Annotated in this window: 12 protein-coding genes; 9 read left to right on the top strand and 3 right to left on the bottom strand. The window is 75.0% G+C overall.

Annotated elements, in window-relative coordinates:
- The first annotated feature begins 34 nt into the window (after positions 1–34).
- Together WME83_RS12660 and WME83_RS12655 are read left to right on the top strand one after the other, a co-directional pair.
- Positions 35–1,576 (top strand): DUF6600 domain-containing protein, encoded by a 1,542-nt coding sequence (locus WME83_RS12660; protein ID WP_437319535.1) that lies wholly within the window; start codon positions 35–37, stop codon positions 1,574–1,576.
- A 44-nt stretch (positions 1,577–1,620) separates the two neighbouring features.
- Positions 1,621–2,250, top strand: coding sequence for a hypothetical protein (locus WME83_RS12655; RefSeq protein ID WP_437319534.1), 630 nt, complete (start codon positions 1,621–1,623; stop codon positions 2,248–2,250).
- A gap of 244 nt (positions 2,251–2,494) precedes the next feature.
- On the opposite strand, the gene WME83_RS12650 is transcribed toward WME83_RS12655, so the two are convergent.
- Positions 2,495–4,042: a M16 family metallopeptidase gene (locus WME83_RS12650; RefSeq protein ID WP_437319533.1), complete on the bottom strand. Its 1,548-nt coding sequence runs from the start codon at positions 4,040–4,042 to the stop codon at positions 2,495–2,497.
- Positions 4,039–5,592, bottom strand: a complete 1,554-nt coding sequence (locus WME83_RS12645; protein ID WP_437319532.1) for a M16 family metallopeptidase — start codon at positions 5,590–5,592, stop codon at positions 4,039–4,041. The genes WME83_RS12650 and WME83_RS12645 overlap by 4 nt, the downstream gene beginning before the upstream one ends.
- Before the next feature lie 381 nt (positions 5,593–5,973).
- On the opposite strand from WME83_RS12645, the gene WME83_RS12640 reads away from it, so the two are divergent.
- On the top strand, positions 5,974–6,912 hold the full coding sequence (locus WME83_RS12640) for a hypothetical protein (protein ID WP_437319531.1): 939 nt from the start codon (positions 5,974–5,976) through the stop codon (positions 6,910–6,912).
- 26 nt (positions 6,913–6,938) lie between these two features.
- Here the strand turns inward: WME83_RS12640 and WME83_RS12635 are convergent, their stop codons facing one another.
- The gene (locus tag WME83_RS12635) at positions 6,939–8,375 is read right to left on the bottom strand and encodes an MFS transporter (protein ID WP_437319530.1); all 1,437 of its coding nucleotides are present in this window, start codon (positions 8,373–8,375) and stop codon (positions 6,939–6,941) included.
- 344 nt (positions 8,376–8,719) lie between these two features.
- Here WME83_RS12635 and WME83_RS12630 point away from each other — a divergent pair, with 344 nt between their 5' ends.
- The 6 genes from WME83_RS12630 (at position 8,720) to WME83_RS12605 (ending at position 17,724) form a co-directional block, all read left to right on the top strand.
- The gene (locus WME83_RS12630) at positions 8,720–9,988 is read left to right on the top strand and encodes a hypothetical protein (RefSeq protein WP_437319529.1); all 1,269 of its coding nucleotides are present in this window, start codon (positions 8,720–8,722) and stop codon (positions 9,986–9,988) included.
- A gap of 144 nt (positions 9,989–10,132) precedes the next feature.
- Positions 10,133–11,344: a hypothetical protein gene (locus tag WME83_RS12625; protein ID WP_437319528.1), complete on the top strand. Its 1,212-nt coding sequence runs from the start codon at positions 10,133–10,135 to the stop codon at positions 11,342–11,344.
- Positions 11,345–12,367, top strand: a complete 1,023-nt coding sequence (locus WME83_RS12620) for a diacylglycerol/lipid kinase family protein (RefSeq protein ID WP_437319527.1) — start codon at positions 11,345–11,347, stop codon at positions 12,365–12,367.
- A gap of 161 nt (positions 12,368–12,528) precedes the next feature.
- Positions 12,529–14,094: a serine/threonine-protein kinase gene (locus WME83_RS12615; protein ID WP_437319526.1), complete on the top strand. Its 1,566-nt coding sequence runs from the start codon at positions 12,529–12,531 to the stop codon at positions 14,092–14,094.
- Between the two features lie 13 nt (positions 14,095–14,107).
- On the top strand, positions 14,108–16,723 hold the full coding sequence (locus tag WME83_RS12610) for a Kelch repeat-containing protein (protein ID WP_437319525.1): 2,616 nt from the start codon (positions 14,108–14,110) through the stop codon (positions 16,721–16,723).
- The gene (locus tag WME83_RS12605; RefSeq protein WP_437319524.1) at positions 16,720–17,724 is read left to right on the top strand and encodes a PEGA domain-containing protein; all 1,005 of its coding nucleotides are present in this window, start codon (positions 16,720–16,722) and stop codon (positions 17,722–17,724) included. Before WME83_RS12610 ends, WME83_RS12605 begins: the two co-directional genes overlap by 4 nt.
- Positions 17,725–17,741 lie beyond the last annotated feature (17 nt).

The raw sequence follows: 17,741 nt of genomic DNA, 5'->3' as shown, positions 1-17,741 counted from the left end.
CTCTTCCTGGCATCCCCCTCGAGAAGGACCCATCATGCACCCGATGCCTCTCCCCCCGTCCGCTCCCCCGAAGCGCCCTGCGCCTGCGGCGTCGGGCATCACCAGGGCCCGGTTCCGCCGGCTCGCGGGCGCGCTGCCGCTGCTCGCCGCGCTCGTCGCCGCGCCATCCAGCGCCGCCGCCCAGGGCCTGCCGCAGGGCTACACGACCGACGAGCCTTTCGCCGCCGGTGAGACCGCGGCTTCACGGCCCGCCGAGACCCAGCCGGTCCAGGCCGAGGTCGGCGTGAGCGCCGAGATCGCGGTGGACGGGTACGAGGACACCGACCCGAGCGCCCTGATCGAGTTCCAGGAGCCGCTCGCCCCGTACGGCGCCTGGATCGACGACCCGAGCTACGGCCGGGTCTGGGTGCCTTCCGCGGTCGTGGTCGGCCCGGGCTTCGCGCCCTACCAGACCGCGGGCCGCTGGGAGCTGACCGACGACGGCGAGTGGCTGTGGGTCAGCGATTATGAGTGGGGCCACATCCCCTTCCACTACGGCCGCTGGGTCTGGCTCCCCGTCCACGGCTGGGCCTGGATCCCGGGGCGCGCCTACGCCCCGGCGTGGGTGGTCTGGCGCGTCGGCGACGACGGCTACATCGGCTGGGCCCCGATGCCGCCCACCTACTATTGGAGCAGCGGCGTCGCGGTGTCGCTGTGGACGGTGCCCCCGGCGGCGTACGTCTTCTGCCCGACGACCTACGTGTTCCACCACCACGTGCACCGGCACGTCGTCCGGGATCGCGAGGTCGTCCGGCGCATCGCCGCGCATTCGCACCCCTACAGGCCGGCGCGGCCGACCGTGAGCAGGACCGGGCGCGACGACGTCCGCCCGGACGGCAGGCGGGGGGCGGGGCACGCCGGCCCGTCCCACGGCATCCGCCCTGGCAGCTACCGCCCCGCATCGCCCTCGCTCGCCGAGGCCCGTGTCCCCTCGTCGGCTGCGCCGAAGGTGCGCGGCAAGGCGGATCCCCGCGCCCTCGCCTATGCGCGCAAGAGCACGACGCCGAGCGCGCGCCTCGCGCCCCCGTCGTCGCGCCGCTTCTCGGCGCCCCCGGCGCCGGCGGGCGGCCGGCGGGCGGCGCCGTCGCTGCGCACCCCGAGGTCGCACGACGGCGACGCGCCGGCCTCCGTCGCCAGGCCCGGCGTTCCGGGGCGAGGCTTCTCCGGCGCGGGTCCCCTGCCCCGCGCCGGCGAGGGCGCGCCGCACCGCGCCTCGAGGGCGACCGTCGCGCCCCCGTCGCACGCGCCCGCCCCGACGCCGCGCGTCGCCCCCTCGCCGCGCGTCTTCACCGCGCCGCCCGCGCCGCGCGCCGTCACCGCGCCGCCCGCGCCGCGCGGCGACGCCACGCCGTCCGCCCCGCGCGCCCTCCCGCAGCGGTCGGCGCCGGCGCCGGCGCCTCAGCTGAGCGCGCCGGTCGCGAGGCCGCGCGCCCTCCCCAGCGCACCGCCGGCCCCGCGCCCCCGGATCCACCTCCCGTCGGGCCCGGCTCCGGGGAGGGCGGCGCCGGCGCCACCGGCTCGTCCGCGGTCGAGATAGCGATGGTCCACGTCTTGCGACGTCCACGGGCAGGAGCAGATGCGATGACGTTTTCCGCTGACTTCGTGAAGCTTCGTTCACTGGGGCTGTGGTCGTTCCTTCTCGTCGCCGCGCCCCTCGCTTCGTCCGGCTGCATCATCGTCGACGAGGACGGCCATCACGGGGGCCACCAGCACGACGATGGGGACGGCTGGGAGGACGACGACAACAACGAGCCTCCGCCGCCCACGGACGAGCCGATGCTCGTCGCCATCGACACGGACGCCGCCCTGAGCAGCGAGCCGGGCGAGGGGGTCGGCATCTTCGTCGAGTACGCGGCCGGCGGGACGTGGCGGCTCTGGACGACCTGCGACACCAACAGCTCCAAGGTCGTCTGCAGCTTCGACCTCTACGCCTCGGTGGACACGTCGTCCGAGCTGTTCGACATCGTGGGGACCGACCTCGAGAAGACGGACGCGACGCGCCTCGCCGACGACGGCATCGCGTACCTCCACGCCGAGACCGGCTCGGACATCGACGCGATGACGTTCACCACGACCGAGGGCGCCATCGTCCGGCTGGAGGCGTACCTCGACGGCGTCCAGGAGCCTCGCTACGTCTACTGGTTCGGCGACGGCGTCCTGCACGAGGGCGCGCCGACGAACCCGATCGATTTCGAGCCGACCTCGCCCTGAGGGCGCGGGGGCCGACCTCGCGCCTGGAGCGGCTTTCGCTCGGGTTCGATGCGGGCGTCTTCCGTAGTTCGTCTCTCGTCTCCGTGCTCGTCTGCGTGCGCGTGCGCGCTGACTCCGGGGAATCGCGCACGCGCACGCGCACGAAGGACGAGCACGGAAGACGGAAGACGGAAGACAGAAGACGGGGACGAGAGACGACTCAGCGCGCGGCGGGAGGAGCGTGGGCAGCGGGGACGCGGGCCGCTCAGGGCGTCTTCTTCGGCTGGATCGGCTGCCCCTCGACGTCCCACGCCTCCGGCTCGCCGAGGCCGATCGCCTGGAGCTGCGGCAAGATCTCCTGCCGCGGGCCCACGACCACGAGGGTCGCCCCCTTCGGATCCACCGCCCTCGCCAGCTCCGCGAGGCCGGCGAGCGTCGCCTGCTGCCGCGCCTGGCTCGCGGCGCCGTCGAACGTCTCCGGCAGCGAGAGCCGCGCCAGCGTCCCGAGGCGCAGCGCGGTGCGGTTCACCGTCTCGTAGGCGGAGACGAGGTCCGCCCGGTCCTGCGCCTGCACCTTCGCCAGCTCGTCCCGGGTCAGCCCGGAGTCTGCCATCTTGGCAAGCTCCGAGAGCATCTCCCTCAGCGCGGGTCCGGTCGCCTCGGTGACCACGGACGCCCGCGCGACGAAAGCGCCCGGCCGCTTCGTCTCGCTGAACGCCGACGCGGCCCCGTAGGACCAGCCGTGATCCTCGCGCAGGTTCTGGTTCAGGCGCGACGTGAACGAGCCGCCGAGCGCGGTGTTGATCAGCTGCAGCAGCGGCCGCCGCGGATCGCTCGCGGCGACCCCCTCCCGCACGACCGCGATCACCGACTGCGGCGCCCCCGGGCGGTCGACGAGCACGAGGCGCGGCGGCTTCCAGGCCGGCGCCGCGGCGGGCGCGCCCTTGTCGGCCGGCGTGGCGCCGGCCGCTGCGCCCTTGCCGGACCAGGTCCCGAGGTCGCGCGCGATCGCCTGCATCACCTCGTCCCGGGTGATGTCGCCGACCACGGAGATCACCGCGCGATCGGGGCGCCACGCCGCCTTGTAGAACGCCTTGACGGCCGGGAGGCCGATCGACTTGGCGTCCGCGAGCAGGCCCTCGACGGGGTGCCCGTACGGCGTGCCCGGCCCGTAGAGCGCGGCCGTCGAGACCAGCGCCGAGACCCGCGTCGGGTCGTCGCCGCGCTTGCGGAGGTCGTTTTGCCAGAGCTCGCTGACGCGCTTCCACTCCTTCGCCTCGAAGCGCGGGCGCGCGACAACGTCGGCGAGCAGCGAGAACGCCTTGTCGAAGTTCTTCTTCAGCACGGAGAGGGTCGCGACGCTCCCGTCGGTGCGCGCCCCGACCGAGAGCGTCGCGCCGAGATCGTTGATCGCGCTGGACAGCTCCACCGCGCTGCGCTGCCCCGCGCCCTCGTCGAGCATGTCGGCCGTGATGTGGGCGAGGCCCGCGGCGCCCTTCGGATCGTCCGCCGACCCCGACGCGACGGCGACGGACACCGCCACGATCGGCAGCGTGTGGCGCTCGATGAGCCACACCTTGGTGCCGTTCGGCCCGTCGAGCACCACGGGCGCGGGCGGCGTGAACGGCTGCGGCTTGGGCAGCTCCGGCTTGGGCCCGAGCGGGTCCGCGGGCTGGGGGGCCGCGGCCGGGGGCGCCTTTTGCGGCGCCTCCGCCCGGGCCGGGGACTGCGCCGGCGCCTTCGGCTCGCAGCCGACGGCCGCGGCGACCAGCGCGATCAGCGCGACCAGCGCGCCTGCGTTCCTCGCTCTCATTTCGTCACCGCCTTCTTGGTCTCGTCGCTGCCCTTCTTCGCCTCGTCGCTGCCCTTCGGCACGACCCGCAGGATCACCCGCGCGTTCGGGTTTAGCGTGCTCTTCGCGACCGCCTGCAGCGACGCCGCGGTCGCGTCGCGGTAGCGCTTCAGATCCTGCTCCACGAACCCGGGCTGGCCCGTCCATGTCTCGTACCGGTTGAGCATCGAGGCCCGGCCGGCGACCGACTCGAGCGCCGTCACGAAGGCGGTCTCGTACTGGTTCTTGGCCCGGTCGAGCTCCTCGCGGCTCACGCGCTCGTCGCGCACGCGGGCGAGCTCGGCGTCGATGGCGGCCTCGAGCTTCTCGAGCGGCACGCCCGGCCGCGCGATCGCCTCGACGGTGAACGTCGACCCGAGATCGCCGGAGCCCTGTACGGCGCTCACCTCCTGGGCGAGCGCCTTGTCGTAGACGAGGGCCTTGTACAGACGGCTCGCCTTTCCCTGCTCGAGCGCCGTGGCGAGCAGATCGAGCTCGGCGTCGCCCGGCGCGAAGCGCGCGGGGCTGTGCCAGGCCATGACCACCTTGGGGAGGTTCACGTTGTCCTCGATCGTCTGGCGCACGACGCCGCTCAGCTTCACCGGCGGCGGCGCGGTCGCCGCGGGGACCGGCCGCCCCGGGATGCCGCCGAAGTACCGCTCGATGGTGTCGCGCGCCTTCTGCGGATCGAAGTCGCCGGCCACGACCAGGGAGACGTTGTTCGGCACGTACCACCGCCGGAAGAACGCGGTCACGTCGTCGACCGTCGCGGCCTGGAGGTCCTCGTGCGAGCCGATCACCGGGTGATGGTAGGGGTGCCCTTTCGGGTACATCAGCGAGGGCAGGAGGAGCTCGACCTTGCCGTAGGGCTCGTTCTCGCTGGTCTGTCGGCGCTCGTTCCTCACGACGTCGCGCTGCGTGTTGAGCTTCGCGGTGTCCATGCTGTCGGCGAGCGACGCGAACCGGTCGGCCTCGAGCCAGAGCAGGAGCGGCAGCGCGTGGGCCGGCGCGACCTCGTGGTAGGCGGTGCGGTCCTCGCTGGTCCACGCGTTGTTCCAGCCGCCTTCGGCCTCCATCCACGCGTCGAACTGCTTCGTGGGGACGCGGCGGGTGCCCATGAACATGAGGTGCTCGAACAGGTGCGCGAAGCCGGTGCGCCCCGGCTCCTCGAACCGCGAGCCGACCTTGACCATGAGGTTCAGGGCGACCATCGGCAGCGCGTGATCCTCATGGAGGATCACGGTGAGGCCGTTCTTGAGGGCGTACTTGGTGAAGGGGACGTCGAGCTTGGGCGGGGGGGAGGCAGCGGGAGCAGCCGGTGACGCGGCGGCCGCCGCGGGGGAGGCCTTCGGGGCTGCGGCCGGTGCGGCTTTCGGAGCCGCTGCGGGGGCATCCTTCGGCGGCGAGGGCGCGGCCTCGGGCGGCGCTGCGGGGGCGGTCTTCGGCCCGGAGAGGGAGAGCGCCGCGGCCACGGCGGCCAGGATCGGCCCGGAGGAGCGCGGAAGCGGCGGGTGACGCGCGCGGGTCTGCATGGGCCCGAGGGTTGCGCCGGCCGCAGGCGGGACGCAAGCGGCCGGGAGCGCCGAGGGCGAGATGCAGCTGGCGAGGGTGCCGTTGTCAAGTTGTCACGGACGACGGACGCACGGCGGAAGCGGATGGAAAGCGCGGTGCGGGCGCGGGGCAGCCGGGCTCACGATGGCGCAGCGCCGGCCGGGCTCGCGGGCGGCAGCGCCTGCGAGCGCGAGCGCGGCAGACCTCTCGTCTCATTTTCAGATCGTCCGCGCCTCCTGACCGGAATCCACAACGAGAGCACCTCGGGCGGCACAGGGCCGGTCGAGGGTCGAGGTGGAGCGCTGGGGCAGCCGGGCGCAGCGGCCTCTCTCGCTGCGTGCGCCCGGGTGGAGATCGGTGGAATGGGTCAGTACGACATCGCCTTGCGGCACATCGCGCTGCGCTGCGGCGACGAGCTCGCTCAGGGTCTGACGCTCGAATTTGCGGTTGACTCGGTCTCGTGGGTCGAGACGCAGCTGACCGCGCTGGAGCGCAGGATCGACCGGGTCCTCGAGCTCCGCGGCGGCGGTCAGCGGCGCCTGGTGCAGCTGGAGTTCATCGTCGCGCCGGGCAGTGACCTCGCCCTCCGCATGTTCGAGTACGCGGTCCTGCTCGTCCTCTCGCTCCGCGCCGCGGTGGACCCGGGCCGGGGCGACGGCGCCATTCCCCCGGTGGAGAGCGTGGCCGTCCTCCTCAGCGGGCGCGCGGCTCCGTGGCCGCTCGAGGGGCAGTTCCGCACGAACTGGCCCGAGAGCGAGCGCTTCTGCGGACAGAGCTTCCGCATCGAGGCTGTCTACCAGCGCAAGGTGGCCGAGCTGATGGCGCGACCGGGCGTGTTCTGGCTCGTCTTCACGCCCCTCGCCGTCGACGCCACGGAAGGATCGATCCGGCAGGTGATCGAGGAGATCCGCCGCCGCGAGCCTCGCGACGAGCAGCGCGCGGAGCTGTATGCGGTGATGCAGGTGCTAGCGGAGCTGGCCCCCTGGGGGCACACTTGGCACAAGGAGATCAGGATGCGAGTACAGGAGCTGGATCAGCAGTCGATCCTGGCGAGCGAAACCCTGCGGGAGGTGTTCGAGCAGGGTATCGAGAAGGGCATCGAGAAGGGCCGCAGACAGGGTATCGAGGAGATGCTGCGGAGCGTGCTCGCGCGCAGGCTGCGCCGCGAGCTGAGCGCCGCGGAGCAAGCCGCCGTGGCCAACAGGGCGAGCACGCTGGGCGATCTCCAGGCGGCTGCCGCCGTGTTCGAGCTGGACACCGAGGCCCTGCTCGCCTGGTTGCTCGGCCCCGACGCGGAGTAAGCCTGCGCCTCCGCGACCGGCGGCGGCTACTCCCGCGGCACCCAGCGCGACAGGACGACCCCCGGGATCGACGCCGCGAAGGCGATCGCGAAGAACGCCGTGAACCCCACGCTGGCGGCGAGGTAGCCGCTCACGCTGCCGGCGAACGTCGCCGAGACCGACATCAGCGCCGACCCGATCGCGAAGTGCGACGACTTGTACCCGTCCACGCAGCGCCGCATCAGGAACACCACGAGCACCGCCGTGCCGATCCCGGCGGCGAGCTGCTCGAGCGTGACGAGCGCGACGATCCACGGGAGCGCCGGCCGGAGCCACGCGAGCGCCACGTAGAGCAGGATCGCCAGGCTCTGCAGGAGCGCGATGGGGAAGATCGTGCGCGCGAGCCCCCACCGCTTGATGAGCACACCGCCGAGGGTCGAGCCGGCGATCGAGGCGACCGTGCCGACGCCGGCCACGTTGCCGCGCGCCGCCGTGTCGAGGCCGAGGTCCTTCAGCAGCGGCGACGACATCGCGAACATGAGCGCGTCCCCCGCCCGGTAGCAGAGGATGAACGCGAGGCTCGACGCGATCCGGGGCTGGCGCAGGAACACACGGAACGGCTCGACGTACCGCCGCAGCCCGGCGGCTCCCGACGCCGCCGCCCCGGGCGCCGCCGCCGCTCCGGATGCCGTGGCGCCGGGCGCGGGCGCCGCCGCCGGGCGCGGCAACCCCACGGCGTGCGCGCCCGCGAGCAGCGCGAGCGAGGCCGCCGCGACGGCGAACGACGCGCCGAAGGACGCCCAGCCCGCGAACGCGACCAGGAGCGCGCCCGCGAGCAGCGCCAGCCGGTACGCCCCGACCCGCAGCCCCGAGAACGCTGCCTGCGCGTCCTTGTCGAGCGCCTGCAGATAGAAGCCGTCGACTGCGATGTCGTGCGTCGCCGCCGCGACGGCGACCAGCCCGAACAGCGCCGCGACGAGCCCGAGCGCGCCGCTCTCCGCCGTCGCGGCGAGGCCGAGCAGGATCACCGCGAGCGCGATCTCGGCCCCCACGAGCCAGCGCCGCGCGCTGCCGTGGAGGTCGACCAGCGGGCTCCAGAGGAACTTGAGGTTCCACGGGAGCCCGTAGAGCGACACGAGGCCGATGATCTGGAGGCTCGCCCCCGCCGCCGTGAAGAACTCCCCCGCCACCTTGTGCGCGATCGCGTAGGGCAAGCCCTCGGCGAAGTAGGTCGACGAGATCCACAGCCCCCGGCTCGCCGTCCGCTCCGCCGCCGCGCCGGACGTCACCGCCGCGCCGGACGTCACCGCCGCGCCGGACGTCACCGCCGCGCCGGACGTCACCGCCGCGCCGGACGCCGCCGCCGCGCCGGGCGCCCCCGCGGGGGCGCCGCGCCTCGCGGCCTCCGCTCCCTGCTCGGACAGCGCGGCACGCGCCGGGGCAGCGGTCTCGACGGACTTGTGGGATGTGACGGCAGCCTCCACGCCTTCCCCGCACCCTTACACGAAGCGCCCCGGGGCGGAGCAAGTTCCAGGGCGCTCGGGGGCGCAGAGCACCGCGCCGAACCGCGCGCGACCGCGCGGAACCGCGCCGACGCCGACGCGAGGGAAGCAGCGGACCCCATTGCGAGCGACGCTGTGGTATCGGTCCGGCATCTGGTTTAAACGGTGAACTGCATGCGACGGGCTCGCGCTCCCTCGGTGTCCCCCTGCCGTGACGGCCGCGACGCCGATCGTGGCGCCGCGCGTCCGGCCGGCCGCTCGGCCGCCCCGGCGCGCACGGCCCTCGCGCCGACCTGCCCATCTCCGGTACTTCCGAGGGAGCGAGCGTGAACGAGTACACCCGGCGCGAGGAGGTCCGCGCCACCTTCATCGCCTCGGCCATCCTCGTCCTGTGCATCGCCGTGGCGGTCCTCCGCCTCGTGACCGTGGAGGGCAGGCTCGTCCCCGACCCGGCCGCGCGGCGGCAGGCCGAGGAGTCCGAGGCCCGCATCGCCCCCGCGCGCGCGTGCGCCCTCGCCGGCGAGAAGCTCATCGTCGAGATCGACCTGTTCAAGAAGGCCGCGAAGTCCGCGCGCATGCCCGCCCCGGGCGAGGAGCCCCCGGCGCCGCCGCCGGTCACGAAGACGCGCGCGCAGCGCACCACGCCGCCGCCGAAGCCCAAGGAGCCGGACAAGCAGGGCGCCTGGGCCTCCGCCCAGCCGCTCTACAAGCAGGTCAAGACCCTCGCCGGCTGCCGCGAGGCGACCGAGGCGCTCCTCGGGGCGCGCGTGAGCGCGATCCCCGCCTGGGACGCCATCGTCAAGGCGGCCGCGATCACGCCGCCGGGCACCGCCGAGGCCGAGCAGTTCGAGGCGGCGAAGCAGCTGCTCTCGCTCCTCGCCGACATCCCCGCCGACAAGGTCGCGCAGGCCACCAAGGACGCCGAGGCCGCCTACAAGGCGAACGCCGAGCGCGACCGGGAGCGCGCGCTCACCGCGATGGTCCGCGAGCCGCTCCCCCAGGGCGTCTTCTCCCGGCGCGTGGCGGTGAGCGTCGGCGTCGGGCTGACCGTCTGCGCCCTGCTCATCAGCTACCTGGGCGTGCGCGCCGCCTCGATGCGCCGCCTCGCGACGCTGCTGCCGCTCCGCGACGCCGTCCGCAGCGGGCGCCCGGGCATGCAGGCCGCCGAGATCCTGAAGACCGCCGCCGCGCACAACAGCGGCGAGCCCGGCATCGTCATCGGCGCGGCCATCGGCGGGCTCTCCGCCGCGCTCCTCGCACCGAAGGACGCCGACCTCTTCGTCGCGGGCGTCATGGCCGGCCTCCTCATCGGCCTCGGCGGGCAGTGGGCCTTCCGCCTCGCCATCGGGGCGAGCCGCTGGCGCGCCCGCGCCACCGAGCTCGCCGAGGTGGAGAAGCCCGCCATCCCGATCGTGCTCGTCCTGAGCGGCGTGAAGCCCGGCCTCGAGCCGGAGTTCATCCAGTTCCTCCGCTCGCTGCCCCCCGCCGACGCCGCCGCGGCCGTCGAGAAGCTCGCCTCACAGGCCGAGGAGCGCATCCTCGCCGCCGCCGACGCCGGCGCGGCCTTCCCCCAGGGGAAGCCGCCGCCGGGGTGACGCTCGCCCGAGCCGGGCGCCCCGCCCGCCGCCTGCGCCGCCGCCGGACGCCCGCGCGCCGTCGCAGCGGACGGCGCCGCGGCGGCGCCCCTGCACCGAGCGCTCGATCCGCACGCGGTTCCATGGAATGGAGGCCCACCCGACATGAAAACTCCTCTGCAGGCCCGCCGGCCCCCCGGGCGATGGGCGCTCCTCTCGCTGCTCGCCGCCACCTGGTGGCTCGCCGCGCCCCCTGCAGCGGCGCAGGACCCGGCCGCCGCGAACGCCGGCGCGCCCCCGGAGCCTCCGCCGGCCGCGCAGGCCGCCCCGCCGGCTGGCGCGGCCCAGGACGACGGCGCGCCCCAGGACGACGGCGCGCCCCAGGACGACGGCGCGCCCGCGGCGGACGGCGCGCCCGCGGCGGACGGCGCCGGCGCCCCGCCCTCCGGCGGGGGCGGCGCAGCCCCGGAAGCCGGCCAGCGCGCCGATCGCAGCCCGACGCGGCGCGACCGGCCGGGAGCGACCAGCAGCCGCGCGACCCCCTCGAAGAAGCGCCGCGGCGACATCAACCCGTGCATGACGCCCGATCCCGGCTGGGGCGTCTACGACCGGTGGTCCCGCGCGCCCTCGATGGGGCAGATGATCATGCCCCACAAGGGCGGGGTCACGAAGCGCGGCGGCTTCGACGTCCTCATCCACTTCCACGGCCACGAGGCGCTCCGGAAGGAGTTCGTGAAGACGGCCGACGGCGCCGTCCTCGTCGGCATCGACCTCGGCATCGGCTCCGGCGCGTACTCGAGCGCCTTCTCGGCGCCCTACGTCTTCGAGAACCTGCTCGACAGCATCGAGCGCGCGGTGGCGAAGAAGACCGGCAAGAAGAAGGTCTACATCCGGAAGCTCGGCCTGTCGGCCTGGAGCGCCGGCTACGGCGCCATCGAGCAGATCCTGCGCCAGCCCGCCGGCAAGCGGGTCGACGCGCTCGTGCTGCTCGACTCGCTGCACGCCGGGTACGCCGACGAGCAGCAGCACAAGCTCAAGGTCGCGCAGATCGAGCCGTTCATCGCGTTCGCGCGGCGCGCCGCGGCGGGCGAGGCGTTCATGTTCATGAGCCACTCCTCCATCCTGCCGCCCGGCTACGCGTCGACCGCGGAGACGGCGACCTTCATCGTGCAGCAGCTGCGGGGCAAGCCGCGCGGCTCCTCGCGCCGCGACGTGCTCGGCCTCGACATGATCCGGCGCTTCGACCGCGGCGACTTCCACCTCCGCGGGTACACCGGCGACGACAAGCCCGACCACTGCGCCCACCTCGGCCTGATGGCGGACGTCATGCGGGTCCACCTCAAGCCGCGGTGGAAGACGCCGAAAGGCCGGCGCTAGATGGGCGGCATCGGCGTCATCATCAACCCCCGCTCGCGCCAGAACCTGAGCGATCCCCGCGCGGCCGTCCGGCTCGCGCGCGCGCTCGGCGACCACGGCGTCGTCCGCACCGCGCGCACCCGCGAGGACCTCGCCCGGATCGCGGAGGACTTCAGGAAGCTCTCCATCGACGTGCTCGGCATCTCGGGGGGCGACGGCACGAACCACGTCACCATCACCGGCTTCCTCGACGTCTACGAGGACGAGCCGCTGCCGCCGATCGCGTTCCTGCGCGGCGGGACGATGAACACCGTGGCCAACGCGGTCGGCGTCCCCCGCGGGCGCCCCGACGGCCTGCTCGCCGGGCTCATCGCCCGCTACACCGACCGCGGCCGGCACCCGCTGCGCTGGGTCGAGCGCCACGTGATGCACATCGGCGCCCACTACGGCTTCATCTTCGGCACCGGCTGCGTCCACGGGTTCATCGCCGAGTACAACCGCAGCGAGGAGCGGAACGCGATCTGGGCCGCGAAGGTCCTCGCCCGCGCGAGCGCCGCCGTGCTCCTCAAGACCGACACCCAGGTCGCCGCGCGCTGGGAGGGCCGCGTCCACTTCGACGACGGCTCGGGCTTCCCGGACCGCGACTACCTCGCCGTCGCCGCCGGCACCGTCGACCAGATCGGCCTCGGGTTCCGCCCGTTCCACCGCTACGACGAGCGCCCCGAGAGCTTCCACATGCTGGGCATCCACACCTCCGCGCTCGGCTTCGTGCGGAAGCTGCGCGACATCTGGCGGGCGCAGCCGATGGGCGAGGCGCACACCTTCGAGAAGATCGCGCAGCGCGCGGTGCTCGAGGCGCGCTCCGGTGTGGTCCGCTACGTGTGCGATGGGGACGTGCACGAGCACGTCGGCCCGCTCACGGTGCGCATCGGCCCGCGGGTAAAAATCCTCGTGGAGCACAAGACCGGCCACCGCCCTGTCGCCGGTCGGCGCACATCGCACGAGGTGTGCGCTCCCGGCGACGGCGCGCGGCGAGCGCGCTGACCGGGCGCCCCTGCGGCGAGCGCGCGCTCGCCGCGCGCGCAACGGCCGCGCGAGACCATGGCTGTAGGAGACCGGCAAAGTTAGAATACCCTCGCTCCATGTCGCCGCGCTCAACCTCCGCGCCCGCACCCTCGACGGGATCGACGCTGCGGGCTGATGGCGTGAGCCGCCCCTCGTCGTCGTCCGCGGCCTTCCCGCGCGGCAGCGCTCCCGATTCGGGCGACCCGGAGCTGCTCGATCCGGAGTCGCTCGATCCATCGCTCCTGTCGTCGCTCCGGCAGGCCGGCGCGCCGTCGCTCGGCCCGGCGCGGTCGACGCGGCGCATCTACCGCGAAGGCGACGTGATCGGCGGCAAGTACCGGCTGCGCTACGTCCTCGGCGAAGGCGGCATGGGGATGGTGTGGCTGGCCCACAACGACGTGCTGAACATCGACGTCGCGCTCAAGTTCATCCGGCGCGAGGTCACCTCGACCGAGGCGACGCTGCGCCTCCAGCAGGAGGCGCGCGCCGCGGCGCGGATCGATCACCCCTCGATCGTCCGAGTGCTCGACTTCGGGGAGTCCGATCACCGCGACCCGTACATCGTGATGGAGGTCCTCCGCGGCGAGCAGCTGGTCGAGGCGATCGAGCGCCGGAAGCGCTTCTCGCCCGCGGCCGCGCTCCGCATCCTGCTGCCGATCGCGAGCGCCCTCGCCGCGGCGCACGACCGCAGGATCGTCCACCGCGATCTCAAGCCCGAGAACATCTTCCTCGTGAAGAACGATCGCGGCGACGTCATCCCCAAGATCGTCGACTTCGGCATCGCCAAGGTGTGGAGCGAGACCGCGGGCGGCGACGTGACCAAGGCGGGCACGGTGCTCGGCAGCCCCGACTACATGTCGCCCGAGCAGGCCCGCGGCATCACCGACGTCGACGGGCAGACCGACGTCTGGGCGTTCTCGGTGGTGCTCTACGAGACGCTCACGGGGCAGCGGCCGTTCCTCGGCGGCAACTACCACGACCTCGTGGCCGCGATCCTCGTGAAGGATCCGGTGCCGATCACCGACCTCGGCGTCGGCGACGCGGCGCTGTGGAGCATCATCGAGCGCGGGCTCGCGAAGGAGCGCGCCGGGCGGTGGCGGACCATGCGCGACATGGGCGTGGCGCTCGCGCGGTGGGCCACCGAGAACGGGGTCGAGGAGGACGTGACCGGGACGTCGCTCGCCGTGCACTGGCTGAGCGACGGCGGCCAGCGGCGCCTCTCGGAGCGGCCGGCCGCGCGCCCGCCGCGCATCGGGCCGGACGTGGAGACGCTCGCGCGCGAGGAGCGCGAGGAGATCGCGCTGCCGCCCTCGGGCCGGCGGCGCTCCGCCGTCCTCGCGCTGGCGGCGGTCGCGGCCGTCGTCACGATCGGCGTCGCGCTGTTCACCCTGGGAGGCGTGACCGCGCGCGACGGCGGCGCCGACCCGCCCCCGGCCGCGACGTCCGCCGCGCCGCGCGATCTGCCCTCGCCCGCCGCCACCGCCCAGACGGCCGGGCAAGGCGCCGGGAGCCAGGCCGAGCCCGCGCCGGCGCGCTCGGCCGGAGCGCCGGCGGCCGCCGGCGAGCCGCGCCGCGAGCCGACGGACGGCGGCGCCGGTCCCGCGGCGTCGCCCCGGAACACGGGCGCGCGGCGGAGCGCCGCCCCGCGGTCGACCTCGAAGACCCCTTCCGCCGCCCTGCCGGTCCCGGCTCGGCCGAACTTCTGAAGCCGCGATGCCGATGAACGTGAGGCCCGCTCGCGGAGCGCGACATCGCGAGCCCACGCTCGGCGCGCGGTGGCCGCTGCTGCTCGCCCTCGCCGTGCTCACCGGCGCCTGCTCGCTGCTCGCGGACAGCGCCCTCTCCGACAAGCCGTCCGAGGGCGGCGCCGGCGCGCCGGGCAGCACGTCGACCGGCGGCTGCGCGCCGGACTGCCCGGCGGACGCGTGCTGCGGCGGGGCGTGCGTCGACCTGAGGCAGGACCCAGGGCACTGCGGCGCCTGCGGCAACGCCTGCGGCGCCGGCGAGTCGTGCTGCGACGGCGCGTGCACGAGCGTGCTGAACGATCCGTCGAACTGCGGCGCCTGCGGCGCGGCGTGCCCGAACACGCTCTGCGTGGGCGGCCACTGCTCGTCCGAGTGCGTCTTCGGCTTCGACAACTGCGACGGGAACATCGTCACGAACGGCTGCGAGATCGATCTCAAGAGCGATCCCGAGCGCTGCGGCGGCTGCTCCCTCCGCTGCCCCTCGGGCGCGATCTGCGACGCGGGGGAGTGCGCCTGCGCGCCGCCGCTCCTCGACTGCGACGGCCTCTCCGACACCGGGTGCGAGACCGACGGCTCGTCGAACCCCGCGCACTGCGGCGCCTGCGGCGTCACCTGCGGGCCGAACATGGAGTGCCAGGCGGGCATGTGCGGGTGCCAGGCGGGGTACGCCGACTGCAACCAGTCGCCCGACGACGGCTGCGAGGCCTCGCTCGGCACGACCGAGAGCTGCAGGGCCTGCGGCGACGCCTGCTCGGACGGCATGGCCTGCGACCTGGTCGGCGGCTGCGCCTGCACCAACGGGCTCCTCGACTGCGACGGCCTGCCCGGCTGCGAGTCGATCGTCACCGACCCGGCGACCTGCGGCGCCTGCGGCGTGCAGTGCCCGGCGGACACGCCGCGCTGCGACGGCACGTCGTGCGTGGTCACCTGCGCCCCGGGCCTCACCACGTGCGGCCTCTCGTGCGTCGACACGCAGACCAGCCCGCGCCACTGCGGCGCGTGCGACGTCGTCGCGGGGCCTCACCAGCACTGCGAGGCCGGCGCGCTGGCCTGCGACGCGGGCTTCGCCGACTGCGACGCGAGCGTCCCGGGCTGCGAGTCCGACATCGCCAGGGATCCGCAGCACTGCGGCGCGTGCGGCACCGTCTGCAAGCCGGGCGCCGCGTGCGTCGCCGGCGCGTGCGCGTGCGGCGGGTTCACGCCGCACGACTGCGGCGCAGACTGCCGCGCCTGCTGCTCGGACGCGGACTGCTCGGACGGCGACGGCTGCACCACCGACGTGTGCGAGGCCGGCGGCACGGCGTGCCGGAGCACGGGCTGCGCCGCCGGAGAGCAGTGCTGCAGCCTCGTCGCGTGCCGCCAGTGCTGCACCAGCGCCGACTGCAGCGGCGACGAGATCTGCTCCGGCGGGGCCTGCATCCCGCCCTGCGGCTCCGGCCTCGTGGCGTGCGACGGGGCGTGCGTCAGCCTGGGCTCGGTCGAGCACTGCGGCGCGTGCGGCAACGCCTGCCTGAGCGGCCGCGAGTGCCGCGACGGCGAGTGCACGCCCCCGCGGGTCGTCATGACGGCGGCCGGCGCGCCCATGCCGCGGCAGATGGCCGCGGCGGCCTGGATCGGGGACGCGCTCTTCGTGTGGGGCGGCCGCACGGCGAACAGGGACGTGAACGACGGGGCGCTCTACAATCCGGCGCGCGACGCGTGGTCGCCGCTGGGCGTCGAGGGCGCCCCCTCGGCCCGCGTGCTCGCCGGCGCGGCGTGGACCGGCTCCCGGGTGCTCGTGTGGGGCGGCGGCGCGTTCGGGGCCACGGCGGCCCTGGCCACCGGCGGCGCGTACGACCCGGCGGCGCGGACCTGGCGCGCGATGAGCACCACGAACGCCCCCGCGGCGCGGCGGTCGCCGATCGCCGTGTGGACCGGCACGCGCCTCCTGATCTGGGGCGGCGCCGCGGGCGGCGGGCCGGTGGGCGGCGGCGCGCTCTACGACCCGGTCGCCGACGCGTGGTCGCCCGTCTCCAGCGTGGGCGCGGCGCCGGCGCGCGACGGCGTCGCGTGGGCGTGGTCGGGCGCGGAGCTCTACCTGTTCGGCGGGCGCGCCGGCGACGCGACCACGAACGACGGGTACGCCTACAACCCCACGACCGACGCGTGGCGAGCGCTGCCCAGCGCGGGCGCGCCGAGCGCGCGGGCCGACGCGTTCGCGGTCTGGATGGGCAGCCGGCTGCTCGTCTGGGGCGGCGTGGACAGGGACGGCCGCGACCTCGGCGACGGCGCGATCTACGACCCGGCGGCCGGCACGTGGGCCGCCGTCGACGACAAGGACGCCCTCTCGCGGCGCAGCCGCAGCGAGCGGCGCACCGGCTGGACCGCGTGGACCGGCACGCGCGCGCTCATCGCGGGCGGGCGGAGCGATGCGATGCCCAGAAAGGACGGGAAGCTGTACGATCCCGTGGCAGGGTGGGGCGCGAGCGTGGCGGTGGCGAACAAGCAGCACAGCTACGGTGTGGGGGTCTGGACGGGGACCGAGCTCATCCTGTGGTCCGGGTTCGACGGGTTCTCGCTGCTCGCCGACGGGGAGCGGTTCAGGCCGTGACGGCGCGGCGGACGCGGGCCCTCGCGGGCCCCCTCGCGCTCCTCATCGCCGCGGCGGGGCTCCTCGCGGCGCCCGCGCCCGCCGCGGCGCAGAGCGCGGCCGACGTCGCGGTCGCGCGCGAGATCTTCATCGAGGGCTCCGAGTTCGCCAAGCAGGGCCGCTGGGAGGAGGCGCGGGAGCGGTACGAGCGCTCGCTCGCGATCAAGCGCGCGCCGATCACGCTCTACAGCCTCGGGGTGGCGCAGCAGCAGACCGGCCAGCTCGTCGAGGCGCTGGAGAGCTTCCGCGCGTTCCTCGTCGAGCCGTCCGCGCCGGCGACGAAGGAGTACGAGAAGCTCGCGCGCCAGGCGGTGCAGGAGCTCGAGCGCCACGTCGCCGGGCTCGATCTGAGGCTCTCCCCGGACGGCGTCGCGGGCGTGGTGGTGAAGATCGACGGGGTCGAGGTGCCCGCCGCGGCGCTCGATCGGCCTCGGCCGGTCAACCCGGGGAACCACGTGGTGACCGTGAGCGCGCCGGGCTACCGCGAGGCGCGGCGGAGCGTCGTCGCGGCGCCGGGGAGCCGCGTCGTCGTCATGCTGACCCTGGAGCGCGACGCCCCCGCGCCGGGCGCGTCCACCCCGGGCGCCTCCGCCGGGCCGCGGGCGCCTTCGGCGCGGGCGCTGCCGGGCGGCGTGCCGCCCCGCGACGCGCCCGACGCAGCGACGGTCCGCGTGGTGCCGATCGTGCTGCTCGCCGGCGGCCTGACCACCGTCGCGGCGGGCGTGGCGATCGGCCTGCTCGGCGTCGCGAGCGCGTCGGACGCGCCGACGCGGGACGGGGACGCGGCCGACGCCGCGCGGGCCCAGGCGCTCGCGGGCGACATCGTCGCGGGCGCCGGCCTCCTCGCGGCGGGCGCCGGCGTGCTCGTGCTGGTCCTCGACCGCGACCCCGTCGGCGCCCCGCGGAAGCAGGCCCCGCCGCGCGCCGCCGTCGGCCCGCTCCGCCTCACCGTGCGCTTCTGATCGGCCCGCGGGGGCCG

It is taken from the genome of Sorangium sp. So ce385, assembly GCF_051474135.1.
GTDB lineage: Bacteria > Myxococcota_A > Polyangia > Polyangiales > Polyangiaceae > Sorangium > Sorangium cellulosum_D.
The sequence above is the reverse complement of the archived record's forward strand: the minus strand, read 5'-3'. Positions and strand labels throughout refer to the sequence as shown.